General features: G+C 63.3%; 21 protein-coding genes. 12 read left to right on the top strand and 9 right to left on the bottom strand.

The window, feature by feature from the left end; genetic code table 11:
- Positions 1 to 47: 47 nt before the first annotated feature.
- From XI06_RS25735 to XI06_RS25720, 4 genes are all read right to left on the bottom strand, one after another.
- A complete protein-coding gene (locus XI06_RS25735) occupies positions 48 to 1,076 on the bottom strand; it encodes an ABC transporter permease (protein ID WP_237861936.1) in 1,029 nt (342 codons plus the stop codon).
- 12 nt (positions 1,077 to 1,088) lie between these two features.
- On the bottom strand, positions 1,089 to 2,591 hold the full coding sequence (locus tag XI06_RS25730; protein WP_271606845.1) for a sugar ABC transporter ATP-binding protein: 1,503 nt from the start codon (positions 2,589 to 2,591) through the stop codon (positions 1,089 to 1,091).
- A gap of 23 nt (positions 2,592 to 2,614) precedes the next feature.
- Complete coding sequence (locus XI06_RS25725) at positions 2,615 to 3,637, bottom strand: sugar ABC transporter substrate-binding protein (RefSeq protein WP_271606844.1); 1,023 nt, start codon at positions 3,635 to 3,637, stop codon at positions 2,615 to 2,617.
- Between the two features lie 138 nt (positions 3,638 to 3,775).
- A complete protein-coding gene (locus XI06_RS25720; protein WP_271606843.1) occupies positions 3,776 to 4,180 on the bottom strand; it encodes a globin in 405 nt (134 codons plus the stop codon).
- Positions 4,181 to 4,659: 479 nt separating this feature from the next.
- On the opposite strand from XI06_RS25720, the gene XI06_RS25715 reads away from it, so the two are divergent.
- The 8 genes from XI06_RS25715 (at position 4,660) to XI06_RS25680 (ending at position 13,802) form a co-directional block, all read left to right on the top strand.
- Complete coding sequence (locus XI06_RS25715; RefSeq protein WP_237861944.1) at positions 4,660 to 5,034, top strand: DUF2946 family protein; 375 nt, start codon at positions 4,660 to 4,662, stop codon at positions 5,032 to 5,034.
- A gap of 86 nt (positions 5,035 to 5,120) precedes the next feature.
- On the top strand, positions 5,121 to 7,592 hold the full coding sequence (locus XI06_RS25710) for a TonB-dependent receptor (protein ID WP_237861946.1): 2,472 nt from the start codon (positions 5,121 to 5,123) through the stop codon (positions 7,590 to 7,592).
- Between the two features lie 43 nt (positions 7,593 to 7,635).
- Complete coding sequence (locus XI06_RS25705; protein ID WP_237861947.1) at positions 7,636 to 8,157, top strand: copper chaperone PCu(A)C; 522 nt, start codon at positions 7,636 to 7,638, stop codon at positions 8,155 to 8,157.
- A 31-nt stretch (positions 8,158 to 8,188) separates the two neighbouring features.
- On the top strand, positions 8,189 to 8,707 hold the full coding sequence (locus tag XI06_RS25700; protein WP_237861950.1) for a YcnI family copper-binding membrane protein: 519 nt from the start codon (positions 8,189 to 8,191) through the stop codon (positions 8,705 to 8,707).
- Positions 8,707 to 10,269: a copper resistance CopC/CopD family protein gene (locus XI06_RS25695; protein ID WP_271606842.1), complete on the top strand. Its 1,563-nt coding sequence runs from the start codon at positions 8,707 to 8,709 to the stop codon at positions 10,267 to 10,269. Before XI06_RS25700 ends, XI06_RS25695 begins: the two co-directional genes overlap by 1 nt.
- A gap of 147 nt (positions 10,270 to 10,416) precedes the next feature.
- Positions 10,417 to 11,736 (top strand): proline--tRNA ligase, encoded by a 1,320-nt coding sequence (gene proS / locus XI06_RS25690; RefSeq protein ID WP_271606841.1) that lies wholly within the window; start codon positions 10,417 to 10,419, stop codon positions 11,734 to 11,736.
- Between the two features lie 73 nt (positions 11,737 to 11,809).
- The gene (locus tag XI06_RS25685; RefSeq protein WP_212232535.1) at positions 11,810 to 13,090 is read left to right on the top strand and encodes a lipoprotein-releasing ABC transporter permease subunit; all 1,281 of its coding nucleotides are present in this window, start codon (positions 11,810 to 11,812) and stop codon (positions 13,088 to 13,090) included.
- Between the two features lie 7 nt (positions 13,091 to 13,097).
- Positions 13,098 to 13,802, top strand: coding sequence for an ABC transporter ATP-binding protein (locus tag XI06_RS25680; RefSeq protein ID WP_271606840.1), 705 nt, complete (start codon positions 13,098 to 13,100; stop codon positions 13,800 to 13,802).
- A 130-nt stretch (positions 13,803 to 13,932) separates the two neighbouring features.
- Here the strand turns inward: XI06_RS25680 and XI06_RS25675 are convergent, their stop codons facing one another.
- Positions 13,933 to 15,012 (bottom strand): zinc-binding alcohol dehydrogenase family protein, encoded by a 1,080-nt coding sequence (locus tag XI06_RS25675; RefSeq protein ID WP_271606839.1) that lies wholly within the window; start codon positions 15,010 to 15,012, stop codon positions 13,933 to 13,935.
- A gap of 261 nt (positions 15,013 to 15,273) precedes the next feature.
- Here XI06_RS25675 and XI06_RS25670 point away from each other — a divergent pair, with 261 nt between their 5' ends.
- Positions 15,274 to 15,444 (top strand): hypothetical protein, encoded by a 171-nt coding sequence (locus XI06_RS25670; protein WP_271606838.1) that lies wholly within the window; start codon positions 15,274 to 15,276, stop codon positions 15,442 to 15,444.
- Positions 15,445 to 15,604: 160 nt separating this feature from the next.
- Positions 15,605 to 16,378, top strand: a complete 774-nt coding sequence (locus XI06_RS25665) for a helix-turn-helix transcriptional regulator (RefSeq protein WP_271606837.1) — start codon at positions 15,605 to 15,607, stop codon at positions 16,376 to 16,378.
- 25 nt (positions 16,379 to 16,403) lie between these two features.
- Here XI06_RS25665 and XI06_RS25660 read toward each other — a convergent pair whose 3' ends face one another.
- The 4 genes from XI06_RS25660 to XI06_RS25645 form a co-directional block, all read right to left on the bottom strand.
- Positions 16,404 to 16,820: a putative quinol monooxygenase gene (locus XI06_RS25660; protein ID WP_271606836.1), complete on the bottom strand. Its 417-nt coding sequence runs from the start codon at positions 16,818 to 16,820 to the stop codon at positions 16,404 to 16,406.
- 40 nt (positions 16,821 to 16,860) lie between these two features.
- The gene (locus tag XI06_RS25655) at positions 16,861 to 17,262 is read right to left on the bottom strand and encodes a (R)-mandelonitrile lyase (protein ID WP_271606835.1); all 402 of its coding nucleotides are present in this window, start codon (positions 17,260 to 17,262) and stop codon (positions 16,861 to 16,863) included.
- Between the two features lie 95 nt (positions 17,263 to 17,357).
- Positions 17,358 to 18,050: a carboxymuconolactone decarboxylase family protein gene (locus XI06_RS25650; RefSeq protein WP_271606834.1), complete on the bottom strand. Its 693-nt coding sequence runs from the start codon at positions 18,048 to 18,050 to the stop codon at positions 17,358 to 17,360.
- A 190-nt stretch (positions 18,051 to 18,240) separates the two neighbouring features.
- Positions 18,241 to 19,347 carry an arabinose transporter gene (locus XI06_RS25645; protein ID WP_333909369.1) on the bottom strand — a complete coding sequence of 369 codons (1,107 nt, stop codon included), beginning with the start codon at positions 19,345 to 19,347 and terminating at the stop codon, positions 18,241 to 18,243.
- A gap of 150 nt (positions 19,348 to 19,497) precedes the next feature.
- Between XI06_RS25645 and XI06_RS25640 the strand changes: the two genes are divergently transcribed.
- Together XI06_RS25640 and XI06_RS25635 are read left to right on the top strand one after the other, a co-directional pair.
- Positions 19,498 to 20,397 carry a LysR family transcriptional regulator gene (locus XI06_RS25640; RefSeq protein WP_271606833.1) on the top strand — a complete coding sequence of 300 codons (900 nt, stop codon included), beginning with the start codon at positions 19,498 to 19,500 and terminating at the stop codon, positions 20,395 to 20,397.
- Positions 20,398 to 20,559: 162 nt separating this feature from the next.
- A complete protein-coding gene (locus XI06_RS25635) occupies positions 20,560 to 21,246 on the top strand; it encodes a TetR/AcrR family transcriptional regulator (RefSeq protein ID WP_442869478.1) in 687 nt (228 codons plus the stop codon).
- Positions 21,247 to 21,252 lie beyond the last annotated feature (6 nt).

Below are 21,252 nucleotides of genomic sequence, written 5' to 3'. Positions count from 1 at the left end.
TTGTACTGTGCGTGGGGTTGTTTTCGCGGCTTTGTCTTGCGGGCGGTCTACTCCGCCGTTTTTTCGCGCAAGCGCTGCGCATAGACGTTGATGATCAGGGCGGCCAGCAGGATCAGGCCGCGGATCAGGATCTTCAGGAAGCTGTCGATGTTGACGTGGTCGAGGCCATTGTTGAGCACGCCGAGCACGAACAGGCCGACGATGGTGTTGCCGATGCCGCCGCGCCCGCCGAACAGGCTGGTGCCGCCGACCACGACCGCGGCGATGGAGTCGAGCAGATAGGTGTCGAACTCGTTCTGCTGCGCGCTGCCGAAATGGGCGACGCCGAGCATGCCGCCGATGCCGGAGCACACCGCGGAGATGATCATCACACTGCCTAGGATGAGCTTGACGTTGAGGCCGGAATATTCGGCCGCCTCGCGATTTCCCCCGACCATGTAGACGTAGCGGCCGAAGCGCGTGTAGGTCAGCACCAGGTGCCCGGCGAGCAGCATGATCGCGGCGACGATGACGATCCAGGGGATGCCGCCGATCGAGCCCGAGCCGAGGGTCGTGATCAGGCTCGGGACCTTGTAGGCGATCTGGCCACGCACCAGGAGGGCCGAGATGCCGGCCGCGATCTGCATCATGGCCAGCGTCATGATGAAGGAGGGGATGCCGATGACCGTCAGCCCCAGCGCGTTGACGAGGCCGAGAGCCGCGCAGAGCAGGAGCGACAGGATGATCGCGATCGCGCCGGGCAGCGGGATGTTGGCGATGTTGACGTAGGACTCCTGCAGCGTGAAGTAGGCGACCGCGATGCCGGTGACGTTGGCGATGCCGGCAATCGAGAGGTCGATCTCGGCGCAGAGGATCACGAAGGTGAGGCCGACGGCGATGATGCCTGTGACCGACACCTGCGTCAGGATATTGCCGAGATTGTCGATGGTCGCGAAGGAGGGGCTGGCGACGGCGAAGAAGGCGGACAGGAAGATCAGCGTCAGGAACGGCGCGATGTTGCGCATCTGCGAGCGCAGGAAGGTCGCAACGCCGCGTGCGCGTTGGCTTGCTGCCGGTGCCGTCTCACTGCTCGCCATTGTGCTTCTCCGTCACGCCGCTTCCAGCAGGCGGTCCTTGCTGACCGGCTCGTTCTTGAATTCCCGCACCAACGCGCCGCGCTTGAGCACAAGGATGCGGTCGGCCAGCGACAGCACCGTTTCCGGCTCGGTCGACAGCACGATGATCGCGAGTCCCCTGGCGCGGAGGTCGCGGACGATGTTGATGACGTCGTTCTTGGCGCCGACATCCATGCCACGGGTCGGCTCGCACAGCACGAGCAGCTTGGGCGGATAGGTCAGCCATTTTGCCAGCGCAACTTTCTGCTGGTTGCCGCCCGACAGCATGCCGAGATCGAGGCCGACCACCGGCGGCCTGATCTGCAGCTGCTCGACCTGGCGCTGGGCGATATCGCGCTCCTGCGCCGGCTTGAGCAGCAGCGACGAGATGCGATCGAGGATGCTGATCGAGATGTTCTTGTAGACCGGCTCCTGATGAAACAGCATCGCGCGCCGGCTCTCCGGCACCAGCGCGATGCCCGCGCGCCGCGCCGCCGCCGTGCTGGCGAAAGTCTTGGATGCGCCTTCGACGATCAGCGTGCCGGCGTCGGGCTTCAGCTTGCCGAACAGGATACGCGACAGTTCCTGCTGGCCGCAGCCCATGAAGCCGTAGATGCCGAGCACCTCTCCGGCGCGGGCCTCGAAGGAGACGTCCTTGAGGCTGCGCGCCAGCGACAGCTGGTCGACCTTCAGCACGACCGAGCTGTCGCTCGGTTTCGGCAGCATCAGATCATCGGTGTAGCTGTGCTCGAGCGCTTCGCCGCCGCGGCCGATCATGGCCTCGATCAGCGCGCCCTTGGTGGTCGCAGCGCTTGCGGTCTCGGCGACCTTCCGCCCGTTGCGGAAGACAGTCACCGTGTCGGAGACGCGAAGAATGTCCTCGATGAAATGCGAGATGAAGACGATGGCCGTGCCTTCCTCGCGCAAGCGCCGCAGCGTCGTAAACAGCCGCTCGACCTCGGGCGGCGAGAGGGCGGAGGTCGGCTCGTCCAGGATGACGATGCGCGCGCCCGAGAACAGCACGCGGGCGATCTCGATCAGCTGCTGCAGCCCGATCGGCAGGTCGCCCAGTCTCGACATCGGATCGACATTGATGCCGAAGCGCGCGAGCTGCTCGCCCGCCTCGCGCGCCATGCGTCGCCATTGCACGAGGCCAAGGGCGTTGGTCGGCTGGTTGCCGAGGAAGACGTTCTCGGCGACCGTGAGGTCAGGGGCGACAGAGAGCTCCTGATGCACCATGGCGATGCCGGCGGCGTGCGCATCGCGCGCCGATCGGAAATGGGTCTCATGGCCGTCGATCAGGAAGCGGCCGGAGAATTCGGTGTGCACGCCCGCGATGATCTTCATCAGCGTGCTTTTTCCCGCGCCGTTCTCGCCGACGAGACCGTGGATCTCGCCGGGGAGAAGCGCGAAGTCGACACCACGAAGCGCCTCGACGCCGCCGAAGCTCTTCGTGATGCCCTGGAGTTCCAGGATGGGCTGTCGACCCTCAGGCATGCAAGATCAGATCTTGGAGGATTTCAGATCAGGAAGTGATCCTGCATCCACTGCATGCCGGCGGCATTGGCCTTGGTCACGACAGGGCCGTCGGTCACGACGTTCTTGGGAATGCCCTGGCCGCTCTTCTCGCCGCCCGCCACCGCCGCGACGCCCGCAACGATCGCGCCGCCATGGATGCGGCAAGACGGATTGCGGACGGTCGCGTACATCCGGCCCTCGCTTACCGCCTGGATGGCCGGCGGCATGGCATCGACGCCACCGATCAGGATGTTGGTGCGGTTGTGCGCCTTCATGATGTTGGCGGCAGCAAGCGCCATGTCGTCGTTGTGGAAGAACGCCGCGTCGATCTGCGGGTACTTGGTCAGGTAGGTCTCCCAGAGCCGCGCGGTCTTGGAAACGTCCCAATCCGCCGGCTGGGTGTCGAGCACCTCGATCCCAGGGAATTGCTTCACCACCGAGTTAAAGCCCTTGGCGCGGCCTTGCGCGCCGGTATGGCCGAGCGCTCCTTGCGTCATGATGATCTTGCCCTTGCCGCCCATGGCGTTGCAGAGCGCCTGCGTCACCGAGGCGCCCATGAACTCGTTGTCGGGGGCGAGGAAGGAATGGACGTTGATTTGATCAAGAGGAGCAATCAGCGTGTCCATGTCGATGACGGGCGTGCCGGTGTCGATCATCTTCTGCACAGGCTGGGTGAGGGTGCCGATGCCGAAAGCCTGGATCGCGACGAAATCCCATTTCTGCGAGGCCATGTTGTCGATCGCAGCGCGCTGCTTCACCGCATCGAGCTGGCCGTCGAACCAGGTGACTTCGACATTGAACAGCTTGCCCCAGAATTCCGCGGCCTGCTTTCCCTGCGCGCACCAGGTGGCCTGAAGGCCTGCATTGGAGAACGCCGCCTTCAGCGGCTTCTCGCTTCGTCCCATTTCGGCTGCCAGTGCTGGGTTTATGCCCATGCTGCCGAGGATGGCAGTCGCGGCGCCGGCGGTCGCAGCCGCCTGAAGAAGATCGCGCCTCGTCGTCGAGAAATCTTTCGTCCCGGACATCGCTCGCTCCCATATATCTTGTCGTCGGCGCGTCATTGGTTGCGCTACCGATCTGGAAAGTGTCTCACAAGAAGTGATGCCACTCAATGCGCAATCAATGGTGAGATTGTCACGGCAGCGTTGGTGCAGCGCAAAGCGTTACACTGCGCTGCCTACGAAGTCCTCGATCTCGACGAGGAAGGTGTCCCACGCTTGAGCAATGTTCGGTGACCATGCGCTGCCGAGCAACTCGCGCAACGTATCCCGGATGACGCCGAAGAAGGCGATGAACAGCTCGCGCGGCGTGCCATAGGCGTCGTGCGAGGCGGCTTCGCAGGCGATCAGCCTGAAATGTCCACTGCGCTCGCCTGCGAAGTCGAGAATCGCCTCGATCGTCAACGCGAGCATCGATCCCATCACGAGCTCGCTCCCCTGTGTGCGGAACATCGTCCGCGTCTCTGGATGCTCTTCGAACAGCCGCTGGTAGACGAGGGGCGTGAAATCGGCGCAGCGCAAGGCTGCGAGCTCCAAGCTCTGTTCGATCGGATTGGGGGAGGTACTCATCGGCACATCAGCCGCGCAGATAAAAAAAGAGCGGGGCCCTAGCCCCGCTCAAAAATTGTGTCGACCCTATTATCCCCGATTCTAAGATTTGCTCTTGATTGACGGGGCGACGCTGCGTTTTGCGCGCCAGGGGCTCCTCCCGAGACTTGGACCACCAGACTTCGACCTCACGGCCAGCCTGAGCAAGAGGGATGCTAGATCAACTTTTCTCACTTGTCATCATTTTCGGCAACGATTGTTCAAAATTCGAGCAGTTGACGAAACGATCGGGCTGTAAGGGGCGTAAGTATATGACAAATATATGAATTTTGTAGATATGGCGGGGCGGTGCCGCTGCCTCAAATGCCGGATACCGCCCGGGCGGAGCCCTCCGAGGACATCCGTCGAGAAATTTGCGCCGCCCCAACGAGGCTGGCGATGTGATCTCGACTCGAGCCAAGCGTGGTGTTTAGTTAGCAGACGAACGAATGGTTCGGCGGATGCGCGCACGGCTGCAAAAATTCCTACCGGTTGTCCTGCTCGCTTTGGTGATGCAGGTGCTGGCGCCGATTGCCGCCTGCTGGGCGGCCGGCCAAGCCGTTGCCGATCCGGTTGGTGCCGGCATCATCTGCCACAGCGTCAGTGAGCAGGGCGCTCCGAATAACCAGGGTGGCTCGCCGATCGCCCATTCCGGTGCCTGCGCGCTGTGTTGCCTGGCGCAGGCCAACGCGTCGTTCGATTCGCCGCCGCATGCAGCGCTCTCCAGTCCCCTCCGTCACGCCGAACGCGTAGTGTGGCATGAGGCGGATGCATCCGTTCTCGTCGCTCACAAAGGCGCAAGCGCCCAAGCTCGGGGACCTCCCTCCATTTCCTGACCAGCCTTCATGATCGCAGCGGTCCATCCGCTGGCGATTGATGTTGTCGATTGGCCGGAGCGACAGCCGGCGTCAGGAATGCAACCATGTTACCTCGTCATGCCCGCTGCGGCGTGAGCGTCGTTGCCGTTCAGGCAGCGCTGCTCGCCGCGCCGAGTGGAACCTTTGCCCAGAGCAGTCCACGAGAACTGCCAAGAGAACTGCCAGCGGTGACCGTTGACGCGCCCGCAACGGCGAAACCCAGGCCGCGCAAGCCCACCGTACAAACTGCTGGTATCAGGAGAAATTCGGCCAAGCCGACGGTCGAGCGGCCGGCCTCGGTCGCCACAACCAATGAGCAAGGCACGGGCAGATCCCGGGCGTCACTCGATCAGCCGACGGCGGTGGCGCGCTATCAGCTGCCGCAACGCTCCTTCAGCATTACGGCCAAGGAGGCCGACGAGACCATCAATCTCAAGGACCCCGAAGACGCCGTCAAATACATGCCGAGCCTGTTCGTGCGAAAGCGCAACGACGGTGACAACCAGGCCGTCCTTGCGACCCGAAGCTGGGGCCTGAACTCGAGTGCGCGAACGCTGATCTATTACGATGACCTGCTGATCTCGGCCCTGATCGGCAACAACAACTCCGGCGCCTCGCCGAAGTGGAATCTCATCTCGCCTGAGGCGATCGGGCGGATCGATTTCCTCAATGGACCGTTCGCAGCTGCCTATCCCGGCAATTCCATCGGCGGTGTCCTGCTGATCACGTCGAAGATGCCGGACAAACCGTTTGCGGTGGCGAAGGAAACCGTCTCGGTGATGCCGTGGAATCAATACGGCACCAAGGACACCTATGTGACCAGCCAGACGAGCACCGCTGCGGGCAATCGCGACGGCAAGCTGTCCTGGCTCGGCAGCGCGAACTATCTCGACAGCTACCAGCAGCCGCTGACCTACACGACGAACGCCACATTCCCCGCCGGTACGACTGGCGGCTTTGCAGCCCTCAACAAGACCGGAGGCGTCGCCAACGTCGTGGGCACGGGCACGTTGGCGCATTCGCAGCAGACATCCGGCAATCTGCGACTCGCCTACGACATAACGCCGCTGGTGCAGGCGACATACTCACTCGGCATCTGGAATAACCACCAGACCTCCGATCCGCAGACCTATCTCAGATCAGCAGCGACAGGTTTGCCGACGTTTGGCGGCGTCAGCAGCTTCGCCAGCAGCAAGTATACCTGGGACCAGCTCCACATGAGCAACGCCGTCGCGCTCAAGAGCGACACCAAGGGCGTTTTCGACTTCGACCTAGCTGCCTCAAGCTACAACTACCTCCAGGACACCCAGGTCAATCCCTTTACCGTCGTGCCGTCGCCTGGCCTCGGCTATTCGCTCAATGGCAAGGTAACGCGGATGGATGGGACAAACTGGCAGAACGCCGACGCCAAGGGCATCTGGCGCCCGTTCGGCGGCGATGGTCCGCACGAGATCAGCTTTGGCGCTCATGGCGACCGCTATCGGCTGGAGAACCCCGTCTATGCCTCGACCGTCTGGTTCAATGCGTCCTCGACAGGGAATGGCCAGGTCTATTCGACCGGTGTCGGCGAGACGCGCACCGAAGCGCTCTGGCTACAGGACGCCTGGAAGATCAATCCGCTCGTCAAGCTGACACTCGGAGGACGGCTGGAGAGCTGGCAGGCGGTGGAAGGCTTCAATCTCAACACCACGACGACGGGCGCTGGCGTCATCACATCGGCGGTGCCGACATGGCAACCGGGGCTGTCCTCAACCAATTTCTCACCGAAGGCGTCGCTTTCGTTCGATCCCACCAAGGACTGGAACGTGACCGCCAATTTCGGCGAGGCCTACCGCTATCCGACGGTGACCGAGCTCTATCAGAATATCAGCGTCGGCGGCGTCACCTATCTCGCCAATCCGCTGCTATCACCGGAGCAGGATTTCACCGGTGAGCTCAATCTCGAACGGCGCTGGGTCGACGGGCGTGTACGGCTTTCCGTGTTCGGCGAGCGGACCAACAACGCGCTGATCTCGCAATCGACCACCGTGACGGACGCAAGTGGGGCGCAGTCGGTTCAGACGGCCGTCAGCAACGTCGGCGCTGTTCGCATGAACGGCGTTGAACTGTCGGCTGACAAGGACAACGTGCTCGTGAGCGGCCTGCAAGTTTTTGGCAGCGTCACTTATGTCGATTCCAGGATCATCTCCGATCCGAACTGGAAGGGCCCGACCGGCGTGGTCGGCAAGCGCGTGCCTTTCGTGCCCGACTGGCGCGCCAAGTTCGGCGTCACCTATCGGCCGAACGAGAGCTGGGCCTACACGGTCGCGGCGCGCTATAGTGGCAAGCAGTATTCAACATTGGACAACACCGACAGCGTGTCGCACGTCTACGGCGCCTTCGATAACTTTTTCGTTGTGGACTTGAAGATCCATTACAACGCGACGAAGAATTTCGCGTTCGACTTCGGCATCGATAATCTGTTGAACGAGCAATATTTCCTCTTCCATCCGTTCCCGGGACGAACTTTCGTTCTCGCCGGCAAGTATACGTTCTGACGGATGGGGTACTCTCTCGACGGCGACAAGAAAGGCAATCGACATGAACAAGCTCTCAACTCTCTTCGCGTTCGCGGCTCTCTCAGCCGTCGTGATCGCGGCTCCCGTCCGCGCCGACGACGTCAAGGCTGGCGACCTCGTCATTTCGCAGGCCTGGAGCCGGGCTACGCCTGGAGGCGCCAAGGTCGCGGGAGGTTTCCTGACCATCGAAAACAAAGGCACGGCGCCCGACAAGCTCATCGCCGTGTCCGCTGAGATCGCCGGCAAGGCCGAGGTCCACGAGATGGCGATGGACAATGGCGTGATGAAGATGCGCCCGCTGGACAAGGGCCTCGTCATCGAGCCCGGCAAGACCGTGAAGCTTGCGCCCGGCGGCAACCATCTGATGCTCCAGGACCTGAAGGGCCCCTTCAAGCAGGGCGATAAGGTGCCGGTTACGCTCGAGTTCGAGAAGGCCGGCAAGGTCTCCGTCTCGCTCGACGTCCAGGGCGTCGGCGCGCAGGCGCCAGGCGGTGGTGGCATGATGATGAAGAAGATGCCCGATCATTCGGGAATGAAAATGTAACAGACGTGATCTAACGTCCGGGAGATAGAGCATGTCAAAGACACCCTGGCTGATCCTGATGGCTACGCTTGCCGCATCGCCTGCGGCGGCCCACGTCTATCTGGAAGGCAAGCAGGCCACGGTCGGCGGGTCCTACAAGGCCGTCTTCGCCGTGCCGCACGGCTGTTCCGGTTCGCCGACGGTCAAGATCCGCGTGCAGATTCCCGAAGGCGTGATCGCCGTGAAGCCGATGCCGAAGGCCGGCTGGAACGTCGATGTCGTCGAGGGGCAGTATGCCAGCGCATACGACTATCACGGCAATAAGCTGACCTCGGGCGTAAAGGAAGTTGTCTGGTCCGGCGGCAAGCTGCCGGATCACAATTACGACGAGTTCGTCGTCAGCAGCTTCCTCACCGACAGCCTGAAGCCGAACACCACGCTCTATTTCCCGGTGGTGCAGGAATGCGAGAAGGGTGTCAGCCGCTGGATTGAAATCCCGGCGGAGGGCGCAGCGCATTCGCGTGAAGACAAGTCGCCGGCGCCTGGCGTGAAACTGCTGCCCAAGCCGTAATGCGTCTTCTCGCCGCGCTCGTCACGCTGCTCATCCTCGTCGGCACCTCGACCGGCGCGTCAGCGCATGCGGCGCTGATTTCGGTCGAGCCGGCGAGCGGCAGTGTCCTTGCGAGCGCGCCAAAGGCGGTGGAATTTCGCTTCAACGAGGCGGTGACGCCAGGCGCGATCCAGTTGATCGACGGCGCGGGCAGGGCGCGCGATGACGCACGCGTCACGACATCGGGCGCGGGCATTTCCGTTGCGATGCCGCCGGACCTGCCGCAGGGCACGGCGGTCGTGAGCTACCGTGTGATCTCGCAGGACGGCCACCCTGTGGCGGGATCGGTGATCTTTTCCGTCGGCGCGCCGACGGCCACACAGCCTCTGCCCAATGCCGACGGCCGGTTGGACGTGTTGATCTGGCTGTCGCGGATCGGTCTCTATCTCGGACTGTTCGTCGGCGTCGGCGGCGTGTTCTTTGGCCGCTGGATCGCGTGGTCGATGACGGGCATGGGCATGCCGCGCGCGACGCTGCTCATCGGCATCCCGAGCGCGGTCGTATCTCTTGGCGTGCTGGGCCTCGATCTCCTCGGCCTGCCGTTGGCAGCTGTTGTGACGACGGCGCCTTGGAGCATCGCATTCGCGACCAGTGCCGGCCGCGCCTTGCTCGTCGCCATCGCGGCGATGCTGCTAGCGCTGATGGCGCTGAGCCGGGCTTGGTACGCGCGCGTGTTTGCCGCCATCGCGTTGGCCGGCGTCGGCCTGTCGCTCGCGATGACCGGCCACGCGGCAACGGCGTCGCCCGAGGTGCTGACGCGACCGGCGGTCTTCGTCCATGGCCTCGCTGTCGCTTTCTGGATCGGCGCATTGGCCCCGCTGGCTGCGCTGGTCTCGAAGCCGACGCCGGCCGCGCTGCCGCTCCTGAACCGCTTCTCGCGCATCGCCATGCCGGTGGTCGTGGCGCTGGCTCTGACCGGGCTTACGCTTGCGATCATCCAACTCGAAAAGCCGTCGGCACTGATAGAAACCACTTACGGCCTCATTCTGTCGGTCAAGCTGGCGCTGGTCCTGTCCTTGTTGGTGCTAGCTGCGCTCAATCGTTATCGATGGACGCCAGCGCTGGCGAAAGACCGCGGGGCCGCATCCGCGCTCAAACGTTCGATCCTGCTGGAGTGCGGGGCTGCGTTCGGTATCTTCGCCATCGTCGCTGGCTGGCGCTTCACGCCGCCGCCGCGGACCATCGTGCCGGAGACGCCGCTCGCGATCCACATCCACAGCGACAAGGCGATGTTCCAGGTGCTGGTTTCCCCGGGCAAAGCCGGCATGGACGATTTCGTGCTCCAACTCATGACCGGCGAGGCGACGCCGCTGAAGGCCAAGGAGGCGACGCTGACGCTGAGCCTGCCGGAGCGCGGGATCGAGCCGATGGAGCGTAACGCCGAGCTCGGGCCCGACGGCTATTGGCACGTGCGCAAGGTCGAATTGCCCTTTGCGGGCCGCTGGCATGCGCGGATCGACGCGCTGGTGACCGATTTCGAGAAGATCACCCTTGAGGACGACCTCGAGGTCGCGCCGCCCTAGCGTCGACACGGTTCAACTCGAACCTTAAGGCAACGGAAAAATGACAGGAATTCCGCCGCGTTAGCGGCTTTTCCTCATTCCCGGTCTTGTGTTTTCGCTCCCAATCCGGTTTCACTGCAGCCCCTCACTGATTCCCAGAGTATTGCCATGCGGTTGTCGCGGTTCTTTCTGCCCATCCTGAAGGAAAATCCGAAAGAGGCGGAGATCGTCTCGCATCGGCTGATGCTGCGCGCTGGCATGATCCGGCAGGAGGCGGCCGGCATCTACGCCTGGCTGCCGCTCGGTTTCCGGGTGCTGAAGAAGATCGAGCAGATCGTGCGCGAGGAGCAGGACCGTTCCGGTGCGCTGGAACTGCTGATGCCCACGCTCCAGCTCGCCGACCTCTGGCGCGAGAGCGGCCGCTATGACGCCTATGGTCCGGAGATGCTGCGCATCGCTGACCGCCACAAACGCGAACTGCTGTATGGGCCGACCAACGAGGAAATGATCACCGAGATCTTCCGCGCCTACGTGAAGTCCTACAAGAACCTGCCGCTGAATCTCTATCATATTCAATGGAAATTCCGCGACGAGCAGCGTCCGCGCTTCGGCGTGATGCGCGGCCGCGAGTTCCTGATGAAGGACGCCTATTCCTTCGATCTCAACGAGGCCGCTGCACGCGCCGCCTACAACAAGATGTTCGTCGCCTATTTGCGCACCTTTGCGCGGATGGGGCTGAAGGCGATCCCGATGCGCGCAGAAACCGGCCCGATCGGCGGCGATCTCAGCCACGAGTTCATCGTGCTCGCTGAGACCGGCGAATCCGGCGTTTTCATCAATCGCGACGTGTTGGACCTGCCGGTGCCGGGCGAGGACGTCGACTATGACGGCGATCTGACGCCGATCATCAAGCAATGGACCTCGGTCTATGCCGCGACGGAAGACGTCCACGATCCCGCGCGGTTCCAACAGGAAGTGCCGGCCGAGAAGCGCGTGAACACCCGCGGCATCGAGGTCGGTCAGATCTTCTATTTTGGCACCAAGTACTCCGAGCCGATGAAGGCGATGGTGGCGGGCCCCGACGGTGTCGACGTGCCGATCCACGGCGGGTCCTACGGCGTCGGTGTCTCGCGCCTGCTTGGCGCCATCATCGAGGCCTGCCATGACGATGCCGGCATCAAATGGCCGGAGGCGGTGGCGCCGTTCCGCGTCGCGATTCTCAACCTCAAGCAGGGCGACGCGGCCGTCGATGGCGCCTGCGAGAAGCTCTATGCCGAGCTCACCACCAAGGGCGTCGATGTGCTCTACGACGACACCGACCAGCGTGCCGGCGCCAAATTCGCCGCCGCCGACCTGATTGGTATCCCCTGGCAGATCATGATCGGGCCGAAGGGGCTGGCCGACGGCAAAGTCGAGATCAAGAAGCGCAGTGACGGCGCCCGCGAGACGATGTCGCCTGCGGACGCGGTCGCGCGCCTGGTCGGCTGAATATTGTTCATCGCCCGAGATCGCGGCCGCCAATCCGGCCACAATTGACCCCGAATCATGGGATTATCGAGCGATGGATGAAACCATGACCGAGACCGTCCAAACTGCGCCGTTCGCGCCCTTCGAGTGGATGCTGTCGGCCCGCTATCTGCGGGCGCGGCGCAAGGAGGGATTCATCTCGGTCATCGCCGGGTTCTCCTTCCTCGGCATCATGCTGGGCGTCGCGACGCTGATCATCGTGATGGCCGTGATGAACGGCTTCCGGAAAGAGCTGCTGGACAAGATCCTCGGCCTGAACGGCCATATCCTGGTCCAGCCGCTGGAATCGCCGCTGACCGACTGGAAGGACGTCGCCGAGCGCATCAGCCAGGTCCAGGGCATCCGGCTGGCGGCCCCCGTGGTCGATGGCCAGGCGCTGGCGTCCTCGCCCTGGAACGCCTCGGGCGTGCTGGTGCGCGGCATCCGCTCGGACGACCTCAACAACCTCACCTCCATCGCCAAGAACATCAAGCAGGGCTCGCTCGAGGGCTTTGATGACGGGCAGGGCGTCGCGATCGGCCGGCGGCTCGCCGACCAGCTGTCGCTGCATGCCGGCGACAGCGTGACGCTGGTGGCGCCGAAAGGCGCGGTGACCCCGATGGGCACGACGCCGCGCATCAAGCCGTACAAGATCGTCGCCGTATTCGAGATCGGCATGTCCGAATACGACCTCGGCTTCGTGTTCATGCCGCTCGCCGAAGCGCAGGCCTATTTCAATCGCAGCAGCGACGTCACCTCGATCGAGGTGTTCACCACCAACCCTGACAGGATCGACGCCTTCCGCAAATCGGTGACGGAAGCCGCAGGCAGGCCGGTGTTCCTGGTCGACTGGCGGCAGCGCAACTCAACTTTCTTCAACGCGCTCCAGGTCGAGCGCAACGTGATGTTCCTGATCCTGACCATGATCGTGCTGGTCGCGGCGCTCAACATTGTCTCCGGCCTGATCATGCTGGTGAAGGACAAGGGCAGCGACATCGCGATCCTGAGGACGATGGGGGCGTCGCAAGGCTCGATCATGCGGATCTTCCTGATCACCGGTGCCTCGATCGGCGTGGTCGGCACGCTGGTCGGCTTCTTCGTCGGTCTCGTGATCTGCCTCAACATCGAATCGATCAGGCAATTCCTGTCCTGGCTGACCAGTACGGAATTGTTCTCGCCGGAGCTCTACTTCCTGTCGAAACTGCCCGCCGAGATCGACGTCGGCGAGACCACGGCCGTCGTCATCATGGCATTGACACTGTCGTTCCTGGCGACGCTGTACCCGTCGTGGCGCGCCGCGCGCCTCGATCCGGTCGAAGCGCTGCGGTACGAGTGAGGGGCTGATGGAGCAGCAGCAGGGGGCTGAGGATGTACCGGTCATTTATCTCCACGAGATAAGGCGCCAGTATCTCCAGGGTGAAGCGGCGCTGACGATCCTCGACAACGCCAAGCTGGCGCTGTGGGCCGGGCAGTCGGTCGCGCTGGTCGCGCCATCAGGGTCAGGCAAGTCGACGCTGCTGCACATTGCGGGGCTGCTTGAGGCGCCCGATTCCGGCGAGGTCTATGTCAACGGCGCGCCGACATCGCAACTGCCCGACATCGAGCGCACCCAACTCCGCCGCAGCGATATCGGCTTCGTCTACCAGTCGCACCGGCTGCTGCCGGAATTCTCGGCGCTGGAGAACGTCATGTTGCCGCAGATGATCCGCGGCCTCAAGAAGTCCGAGAGCGTCAAGCGCGCCAAGGAGATCCTCGGCTATCTCGGCCTCGGCGACCGCATCACGCACCGCCCCGCCGAGCTGTCAGGCGGCGAGCAGCAGCGCGTCGCGATCGCCCGCGCGGTCGCCAATGCGCCGCGCGTGCTGCTGGCGGACGAGCCGACCGGCAATCTCGATCCGCACACCGCCGACCACGTGTTCCAGGCGCTGATGCAGCTGGTCAAGGCGACCAAGGTCTCGATGCTGATCGCAACCCACAACATGGAGCTCGCCGGCCGCATGGATCGGCGCGTGTCGCTGGCGAACGGCCAGGTCGTCGAGCTCGAATAGCCAAAAGCCAAAAACAACCCCATGCACAGTAGACGGCCGCGGCCGGCTACATCAGGGGTGATCGCCTCCAGCCCTCTGATAAATCAGGCCTATCAGCCGCGACAGCGCGTCGCCACAGCGGGCAGGCCAATCACGGCCTGATCACCGTCATCTTGAACGGCCCGCCATTGGCCGCGGCATGCGCGACAGCCTCGTTGACGTGATCGAGGTCGAAGTTCGTCGTCTGGTATTCGTCGAGCCGCAACAGGCCTGCGCGCACCATCGAGATCAGGCGGCCCGCCGCATCCGGCGGATACATCCAGACGCCATGGATGGAGATGCAGTTGCGCATGAGCCAGGGGTAGGGCAGCTCGAGCCCCGCACCGCCCGCCATGCCGACGCCGCCCATCAGCACGACGCGGCCGTAAGCGCGCACCGTCATGACCGCCGCGCGCACCACGTGGGTGCTGACCGAGGGCGGCATGATGTCGAGCACGCAGTCGATCGGTCCGCCTGCCGCGCGCTTCATCGCCTCGCGGTCGTCGTCCTCGTTGCCGGAGAGCCTCACCGGCTTCACCCGCGCGCCGAAGCGGCGGACGAGATCGGCGATAACAGCCTCGTTGCGGCCGGGCGTCACCACGCAGGCCGCGCCCATCGCGAGCGCAACCGAGGCGGCCGCGCTGCCGAAATTGCCGGTCGCCCCGCTCACCAGCACGGTCTCGCCCGGCTGAAGCTTTGCGGCGAGAAAGCCGCCATAGGGCACCAGCGCCGTCCCCAGCGCGCACCATTGCGAGGCGTCCTCCGAATTGATCTCGCCGAGCTTCTTCACGTTCTCGGTCGGCACGCGCATCTGTTCGGCATACGAGCCGTGGCGAAAATGCTGTTGCAGCTTCATGCCGCCGGGGCCCGCGGCGGTGAGCCCTTGCAGGGCGATATCGGGCGCCACGACATCGTCGCGCGAACGCACTGTCGGGTCGCAGAACACCCAGTCGCCGACGCTGAGCTTGGTGGCATCGGGGCCGATCGCGCGCACCCGCCCGATGGCGCCGGGGCCCGGAATGATCGGCAGGGCCAGCGCGTAATTGCGTTCGCCGCTGAAGATCTCGTTCATGTATGAGAGGACACGCGTGGCGACGACGTCGACGATGACCTCGCCGGTGCCGAGCACCGGGTCCGGAGCAGTCTCGACCACCAGCGGCGATCCCAGGGATTTGAGTACGGCAGCTTTCATGATGTTCACCTCAGACACAGGTGATAGTCATATGAGGCGGCGCGGTGGGGACAAGAAGGCCTGGTATTATCCTAGTATTGAGGAGGCCCTGCATGCGATCGCGATATTCCTCAACGAAAGAGTGGTTCGCAGCCCCTCAGGAAGTGAAGGCGGGGAACTGCCTTGACCTCATCGGACCATCTTCTGACGATTTGATTCAGCGCAAGGAAAACGGCCGGCGTTCCGGTGCAAATGACCTTGGCTCCAAGGCGGGAGCAGGACATGCTGGACACAACAACAGCCGAATTTTCAAAATCTCAAACCGAACAGCGACACGTCGGTGATTTCGCTATTCCGTTCATCTTCTTTACACTCGCCGGCACAGCCATGATCGCATGGGTCGCTACTCTGGGCTGGCTGAGTTGGCGCATCTTAGCGTGGCTGCTATTCTGAGCCGACGAGCATGAGCGCCGTTCTTAACGGCTCCGCCATGGAGGTAATCTCGTTCAACAATCCGGTCGACCTCCGCCAGCGAAAGCTTCGGATTGCGGACATGCAAGCGTCCCTGGTATTATCCTAGTATTCCAAGAATCCTCCGTCTCGGGACCAATCCATGGCCGATCCCCGCCGCGTCGAATTCGGCGATTTCCTCCGCTCCCGCCGCGAGAAGCTGTCGCCTAAGACCGTCGGCCTTCCCGCAGGCCAGCGGCGGCGCACTGCGGGGCTGCGGCGCGAGGAGGTGGCGCAACTCGCCGGCATTGGGGTCGACTGGTACATCCGGCTCGAGCAGGGCCGCACCGTCAGCCCGTCGGTCACGACGGTCGATGCGCTGGCGCGGGCGCTGCGGCTGAGCAAGACCGAGCATGCGCATCTGAAGGACCTCGCGCGCGATGGCGCGAGGGGCCCCTTCACCCGCGAAGTGGTGCCGCCGGCCATTCGGCGCCTGGTCGAAAGCCTGCCGCATCCGGCCTACATCACCGGCAGGCGCTGGGACGTGCTGGCCTGGAACGATGCCGCCGAGGAGGTCTTCGCGTTCGGGCGACTGCCGGAAGAGGATCGCAACACGCTGCTGTTGATGATGACCAACAAGAAGACCCGGAAATCCTACGGCGCGGGCTGGGCTGATGTTGCCAAGCGCATGGTCGCGATGTTTCGCGCCACCCACGACGTCTGGGCCGGCGATCCCGCGTTCGCCGAATTGCTGACGCGCTTGCGCGCAGGCAGCCCCGAGTTCGTCAAATGGTGGGGCGCGCATGAGGTGCACGGCACCTTGTCGGGCCGCAAGACCATGACCCATCCAACCAAGGGCGTGCTGCATTTCGAGCATGCCAGCTTTCAGGCCAATGACGATCCGGCGCTGAAGCTCGTGATCTATACGCCGGTGTAGGCGGGCGGACTCGACGGCCCAGTGTTCACGTTTGTTTTGCGCCCAGCAAGATAGGAACGGTATCCCGGAGCTTGAGGGATTTCACCATGTCCTGCGTGATCGTCTTGTACGTCTTGAAATGAGCCGTCTCGATGTGAGCTATGTAAGCATCGATGTCGGCATAGATCTCGAACACGAAAACGTGCGCCGGATCCTGTTCGTCCGCCACTGCATATAATGCGAGCACTCCCGCTTCGAGCCGGACAGCAGCCTCGATCTGCTCCTTCACTGCCGCCCCGTAGGACTCGACCTGCGACGGCTCGATCTCGATCTCCGCGACTCGCACATAGGGCTGATGCATCTCATGAACTTTCTCTTGGGCTTTCTCTTGGTCTCCTGCGGGACCAGCCAAGGCGACCGTCAGCATCGACGCTGCAAGAACGAGACATTGTCTGGCGTCCATGTCGGCTTCTCGTCTGTGCTCCTTTGGCCGGCTTCCTCGATTACTTCCGATATTGCTCGTCGCTAACCTTCTCCATCCAGTCGACATTCTTGCCGTCGAGGGATTCCTGGATTGCGATGTGCGTCATCGCCGTTGTCGGCGACGCGCCGTGCCAGTGCTTCAATCCCGGCGGAAACCAAACGACGTCGCCGGGGCGGATTTCCTCGACCGTGCCGCCCTCGCGCTGCACCCAACCAAGTCCTGCCGTGACGATCAGCGTCTGTCCAAGAGGGTGGGTGTGCCAGGCGGTACGGGCGCCGGGCTCGAACGTGACCTGACCCGCGCCGACGCGGGCAGGATCAGGAGCCTGGAAGAGCGCGTCCACGCGCACCGCGCCGGTGAACCAGTCCTGGGAGCCCTTTTGGGATGGGCGAGATCCGTTTCGCTTGATGTCGAGGTCCATGGCAAACTCCTTTGCTCCGGACGCAAGCGCCCGCGTCCATTCTCCTCCGATTGTCGCGGCAGCGCTGCCGCGGATGAGCACGCCTCTGCGCGCGATCACCGCGGACGTTTTTCGATCACGTCCTTGAAAACGGGCGCCGCGGAGAATGCATTGGGCCATCCGGCGTAGAAGGCGAGATGACCGAGCACTTCGCCGGCTTCCGCCCGCGTCAATCCGTTGTCCATCGCCCGGTTCAAATGGTAGGTGATCTGAGCGACTTGGCCCGTCGCGATGAGAGCGCTGACGGTGACCAGGCTGCGGTCCCGCGGTGCAAGATCGGGCCTCAGCCAGAGATCCCGGAAAAGTGCGTCGGTCGTGTATTGGACGAGGCTCGGTGTAATCTGGCCGAATTGTTCGCCGACGCGCGTTGCCCGCTCCGTCTCGGCCGCCTCGTCGAGAGGCAGCTGCGGCCCTGATGCCGGCGGAAGCTGATCGGCCCCGATATTGCGGCTCTTGAAGACCTCGCTCAATGCAGAGATCGCACTCGTCGCGTTAGACCATCCGGTATAGAACGCCAGATGCGTGACGATTTCGGATATCTCGGCAGGCTTCACACCGACGTCGAGGGCAAGGGCGAGATAACGCGACAGTTCGACGGTCTGGTTGCGCGCGATGAGAGCCGCGACCGTGACGATGCTGCGGTTACGAGCAGAGAGACCGGCGCGCTTCCAGAGATCGTCGACCAGAAATTTCTGCCCGTACATCTCCAGCGCGGGTGCGACGGCGCGGACGTCTTCCGATTTCAACATGGGATCAGCTCCTTTGATGGCGGCCTATTCGGCGGCAGTCGCGCCGCCAACCCACAGACCGATGGAAAACAGAGTGGCTGCGCTCGGTTTCATTGCCGGCTTCCTTCGGCTGTGAACGGGTTTGCCAGCAACCACCACGCAACCAGCGCAGCACACAGCACCGTCAGGGCGCTGGCGAGAAACAGGACGTTCAGCCTCGCTCCGTCGCGATCAAACCAAGCACGGGGCTGGCAAGTCCCTGGGCCAAGTCTAGAAAGGCCGTGTAGGCTCCCATCGCCATGCCGCGGCTCTGCGCTGGAACGCGGCGAACCGCCTCGACCCCGAAGCCCGGGTAGACCAGCGAAAAGCCGAACCCGGTGAGGGCCGCCCCTGCCAACGCCATTTCGGGTCGAACCGCCAGCCAGATCAGGATTTGGCCGACGGCTTCGATCAATGCGCAGGCTAGCGCAACCTTTGCGCCGCCGATCGCATCGGCCAAGTGACTGAAGCAGATCCGGGCCAAAATGAAGGCCGTAGCGTAAGCCGTATAGGCGAGCCACCCGTTGGCCCAGCCGCGGTTGGCGAATAGCAATGCAACGAACGTTGTCACCGCACCGAAACCGACGCTTCCGAGCGCCGAGCCAAGGCCGGGCACCCAGACGGCACCGACCACTTCGGTGAACGAAGGGCGCGCGTGCTGGATCGGCGCGACCGTGGGAAGCGGTACGACGAGCAGCAGCGTCATCAACGGAGCCGCGGCCGTGGCGATCGCGATCGCTGCGAAGCCGTGGGCGGCATAGAGCGCGGCGCCTGTGGGTGCACCGATCGCGAAGGCCGCGAACATCGCCGAACCAACCCAGGCAATGACCTTGCCTGTGCTACGGGCGTCGGCGAGCGCCAATCCCCAACTGACCGCTGCGGTGATGATGAAGCTCTCCGCCGCACCGAGCAGGCCTCGCCCCAGCAGGAGAATAGTTACAGAGGCCAGCGGCAGCTCGCTGAAATACAGCGAGAGCAGATAGAGCAGCCCGGAAGCCGCCGCCGCAACGAGACCAACGACCACGCCTCGCTTCGCTCCGCGGCGGTCCGAAAAGTGACCCGCCCACGGCCGCGAGATCAGCGAGGCTCCAAACTGGCTGCCCGCGACAACGCCCACAGCGAGCGTACCGAGCCCGAGACCGTCGTGCACGTGGAGCGGAAGCACGGGCATCGCGACACCGATGACCAGGAAGGCGACGAACACCACGCCCATGATCGGCAGCAAGTCCCCGGCGACCCGAGGACTCGCGGTCGGCTCTCGTAGAGCGGCTATTGACATGTCGACCTCGAAGTTCCCGCTGGGGGCCGGCGGTGGAGCATTACGTGCCGGACACGGCGTAGCCGCCCGATGGCTGATCGGAACCTAGGCCTTTCGTCGTCCCGTGATTAGGTGATAAATTCCGAATGCAATCATTAGGGCAGCTAATCAATGCATCGGGACGACGCGAGCGACCTCCTGGCCTTCCTCGCTGTTGCGCGGGAGCGCAACTTCACGCGCGCCGCCTCGAAGCTCGGTATGACGCAATCCGCGCTCAGCCAGATCATCCGGAATCTGGAGGAACGGCTGGGCGTCCGGCTGCTGAACCGAACGACGCGGAGCGTCACACCGACCCAGGCCGGAGAACGGTTGTTCTTGAGCGTCGGACCCAAATTTACCGAGATGGATGCCGATCTTGCCGCGCTCGGCGAATTTCGTGAAAAGCCGGCGGGATTGGTCAGACTGACGGCGACAGAATATGCCGCCGCTGAAATCCTGTTGCCCGCGCTGAAAAAAGTCCTGCCGAAATACCCCGACATCCACGTCGAGATCATCGTTGATTACGGTCTTACCAACATCGTGGCGCAGCAGGTGGATGCGGGCATTCGCCCGGGCGAGCTCGTTGCCAAGGATATGATTTCGGTCCGCGTCAGTCCCGATCTGCGGATGGCCGTCGTGGGATCGCCGTCCTACTTTGCCGAGCGCAAGCGCCCAAGAATTCCCCAGGATCTCACGCATCACAACTGCCTCAACCTTCGCCTACCGACCCACGGTGGCAGCCTCTATGCGTGGGAGTTCGAGAAGAATGGGCGAGAGCTCAATGTGCGCGTCGAGGGACAGCTGGTGTTCAACAGCGCGGGCCTCCTCCTGGATGGAGCACTCAAGGGATTGGGACTCGCCTACCTGACGGAGGGACACGTGCAGCCCTACGTTTCGCAAGGACGGCTGGTCAGGGTCCTGTCCGATTGGTGTCCGCCATTCTCCGGCTATCACCTCTATTATCCCAGCAGGCGCCAGCCTTCGCAGGCGTTTTCGCTGCTCGTCGAGGCTCTCAGGCATCGTGGGAAATAGCATCGGCCTCTCGGCGGGCTGAGGCCGCGAAGTCCGAGAAGGCCAGTGAACCGTTTTGCGACACCACGAAGTTTCGGAGCAGGTTCGTCATTCGAACCAGTGGCGGGGCCGCGAACTGCGCCAGCGGGGGGTACGCGGGATTGCAGGAACTCGCGTCGGACTTTGAACAATGAGCAGAAACGCCAGGGCGAATGGTTCTTGCCATTTAAAGACCGAGTAGTCTATATATGTGCTATGCACCGCCAGACCTCAGAGCCGTTGCCCCGTGGCCGTCCCCGGACGTTCGACACGGAGGCTGCTGTCGAACGTGCGATGAATGTGTTCTGGACGCGCGGCTATCACGCCACGGCGCTGCCTGATCTTCTTCGGGCGACCAGGCTCTCGCGCGGCAGCCTTTATGCCGCCTTCGGTGACAAGCACTCGCTCTTCCTGCGTACACTTGATCGCTACATTGCCGATGCCCTCGCTCGGATGGACGTCGAGTTTGCCCCTGATAGAGAGCCGGTCGATGGCTTGCGGGCGTACTTCGCCGGCTATGTTGAGCGCAACAGCGGCGCCAATGGTCGGCGCGGATGCCTGCTGGTCGCCACAGCCATGGAGCTGGCTGGCCGCGATGCCGAGGTTGACCGTCGCATCGCGCGCTTCTTCAAAGCCATGGAGGCGAGGGTGGCTGATGCACTGTCCCGTGCGAAGGCCGCGGGCAAGTTGGCCGATGGCGTCGAGCCTTCGAGTGCCGCACGAATTATCGTCTGTTTCGTCGAGGGCATGCGGGTGGTCGGGAAAACGGCACCCACACGGGTCATCTCGCAAGCCACCGTTGACGCTTTGCTCGATCGCTTCATCAGGTAAACACGC

This window comes from Bradyrhizobium sp. CCBAU 11434, assembly GCF_028128895.1.
Classification (GTDB): Bacteria; Pseudomonadota; Alphaproteobacteria; order Rhizobiales; family Xanthobacteraceae; genus Bradyrhizobium; species Bradyrhizobium zhengyangense.
This window is presented reverse-complemented; position numbering and strand designations above follow the sequence as displayed.

Coding starts and splice junctions, on each gene's coding strand:
- XI06_RS25735 (WP_237861936.1), bottom strand. CDS start 1,076: ATGGCGAGCAGTGAGACGGCACCGGCAGCAAGCCAACGCGCACGCGGC.
- XI06_RS25730 (WP_271606845.1), bottom strand. CDS start 2,591: ATGCCTGAGGGTCGACAGCCCATCCTGGAACTCCAGGGCATCACGAAG.
- XI06_RS25725 (WP_271606844.1), bottom strand. CDS start 3,637: ATGTCCGGGACGAAAGATTTCTCGACGACGAGGCGCGATCTTCTTCAG.
- XI06_RS25720 (WP_271606843.1), bottom strand. CDS start 4,180: ATGAGTACCTCCCCCAATCCGATCGAACAGAGCTTGGAGCTCGCAGCC.
- XI06_RS25715 (WP_237861944.1), top strand. CDS start 4,660: ATGCGCGCACGGCTGCAAAAATTCCTACCGGTTGTCCTGCTCGCTTTG.
- XI06_RS25710 (WP_237861946.1), top strand. CDS start 5,121: ATGTTACCTCGTCATGCCCGCTGCGGCGTGAGCGTCGTTGCCGTTCAG.
- XI06_RS25705 (WP_237861947.1), top strand. CDS start 7,636: ATGAACAAGCTCTCAACTCTCTTCGCGTTCGCGGCTCTCTCAGCCGTC.
- XI06_RS25700 (WP_237861950.1), top strand. CDS start 8,189: ATGTCAAAGACACCCTGGCTGATCCTGATGGCTACGCTTGCCGCATCG.
- XI06_RS25695 (WP_271606842.1), top strand. CDS start 8,707: ATGCGTCTTCTCGCCGCGCTCGTCACGCTGCTCATCCTCGTCGGCACC.
- proS (WP_271606841.1), top strand. CDS start 10,417: ATGCGGTTGTCGCGGTTCTTTCTGCCCATCCTGAAGGAAAATCCGAAA.
- XI06_RS25685 (WP_212232535.1), top strand. CDS start 11,810: ATGGATGAAACCATGACCGAGACCGTCCAAACTGCGCCGTTCGCGCCC.
- XI06_RS25680 (WP_271606840.1), top strand. CDS start 13,098: ATGGAGCAGCAGCAGGGGGCTGAGGATGTACCGGTCATTTATCTCCAC.
- XI06_RS25675 (WP_271606839.1), bottom strand. CDS start 15,012: ATGAAAGCTGCCGTACTCAAATCCCTGGGATCGCCGCTGGTGGTCGAG.
- XI06_RS25670 (WP_271606838.1), top strand. CDS start 15,274: ATGCTGGACACAACAACAGCCGAATTTTCAAAATCTCAAACCGAACAG.
- XI06_RS25665 (WP_271606837.1), top strand. CDS start 15,605: ATGGCCGATCCCCGCCGCGTCGAATTCGGCGATTTCCTCCGCTCCCGC.
- XI06_RS25660 (WP_271606836.1), bottom strand. CDS start 16,820: ATGGACGCCAGACAATGTCTCGTTCTTGCAGCGTCGATGCTGACGGTC.
- XI06_RS25655 (WP_271606835.1), bottom strand. CDS start 17,262: ATGGACCTCGACATCAAGCGAAACGGATCTCGCCCATCCCAAAAGGGC.
- XI06_RS25650 (WP_271606834.1), bottom strand. CDS start 18,050: ATGTTGAAATCGGAAGACGTCCGCGCCGTCGCACCCGCGCTGGAGATG.
- XI06_RS25645 (WP_333909369.1), bottom strand. CDS start 19,347: ATGTCAATAGCCGCTCTACGAGAGCCGACCGCGAGTCCTCGGGTCGCC.
- XI06_RS25640 (WP_271606833.1), top strand. CDS start 19,498: ATGCATCGGGACGACGCGAGCGACCTCCTGGCCTTCCTCGCTGTTGCG.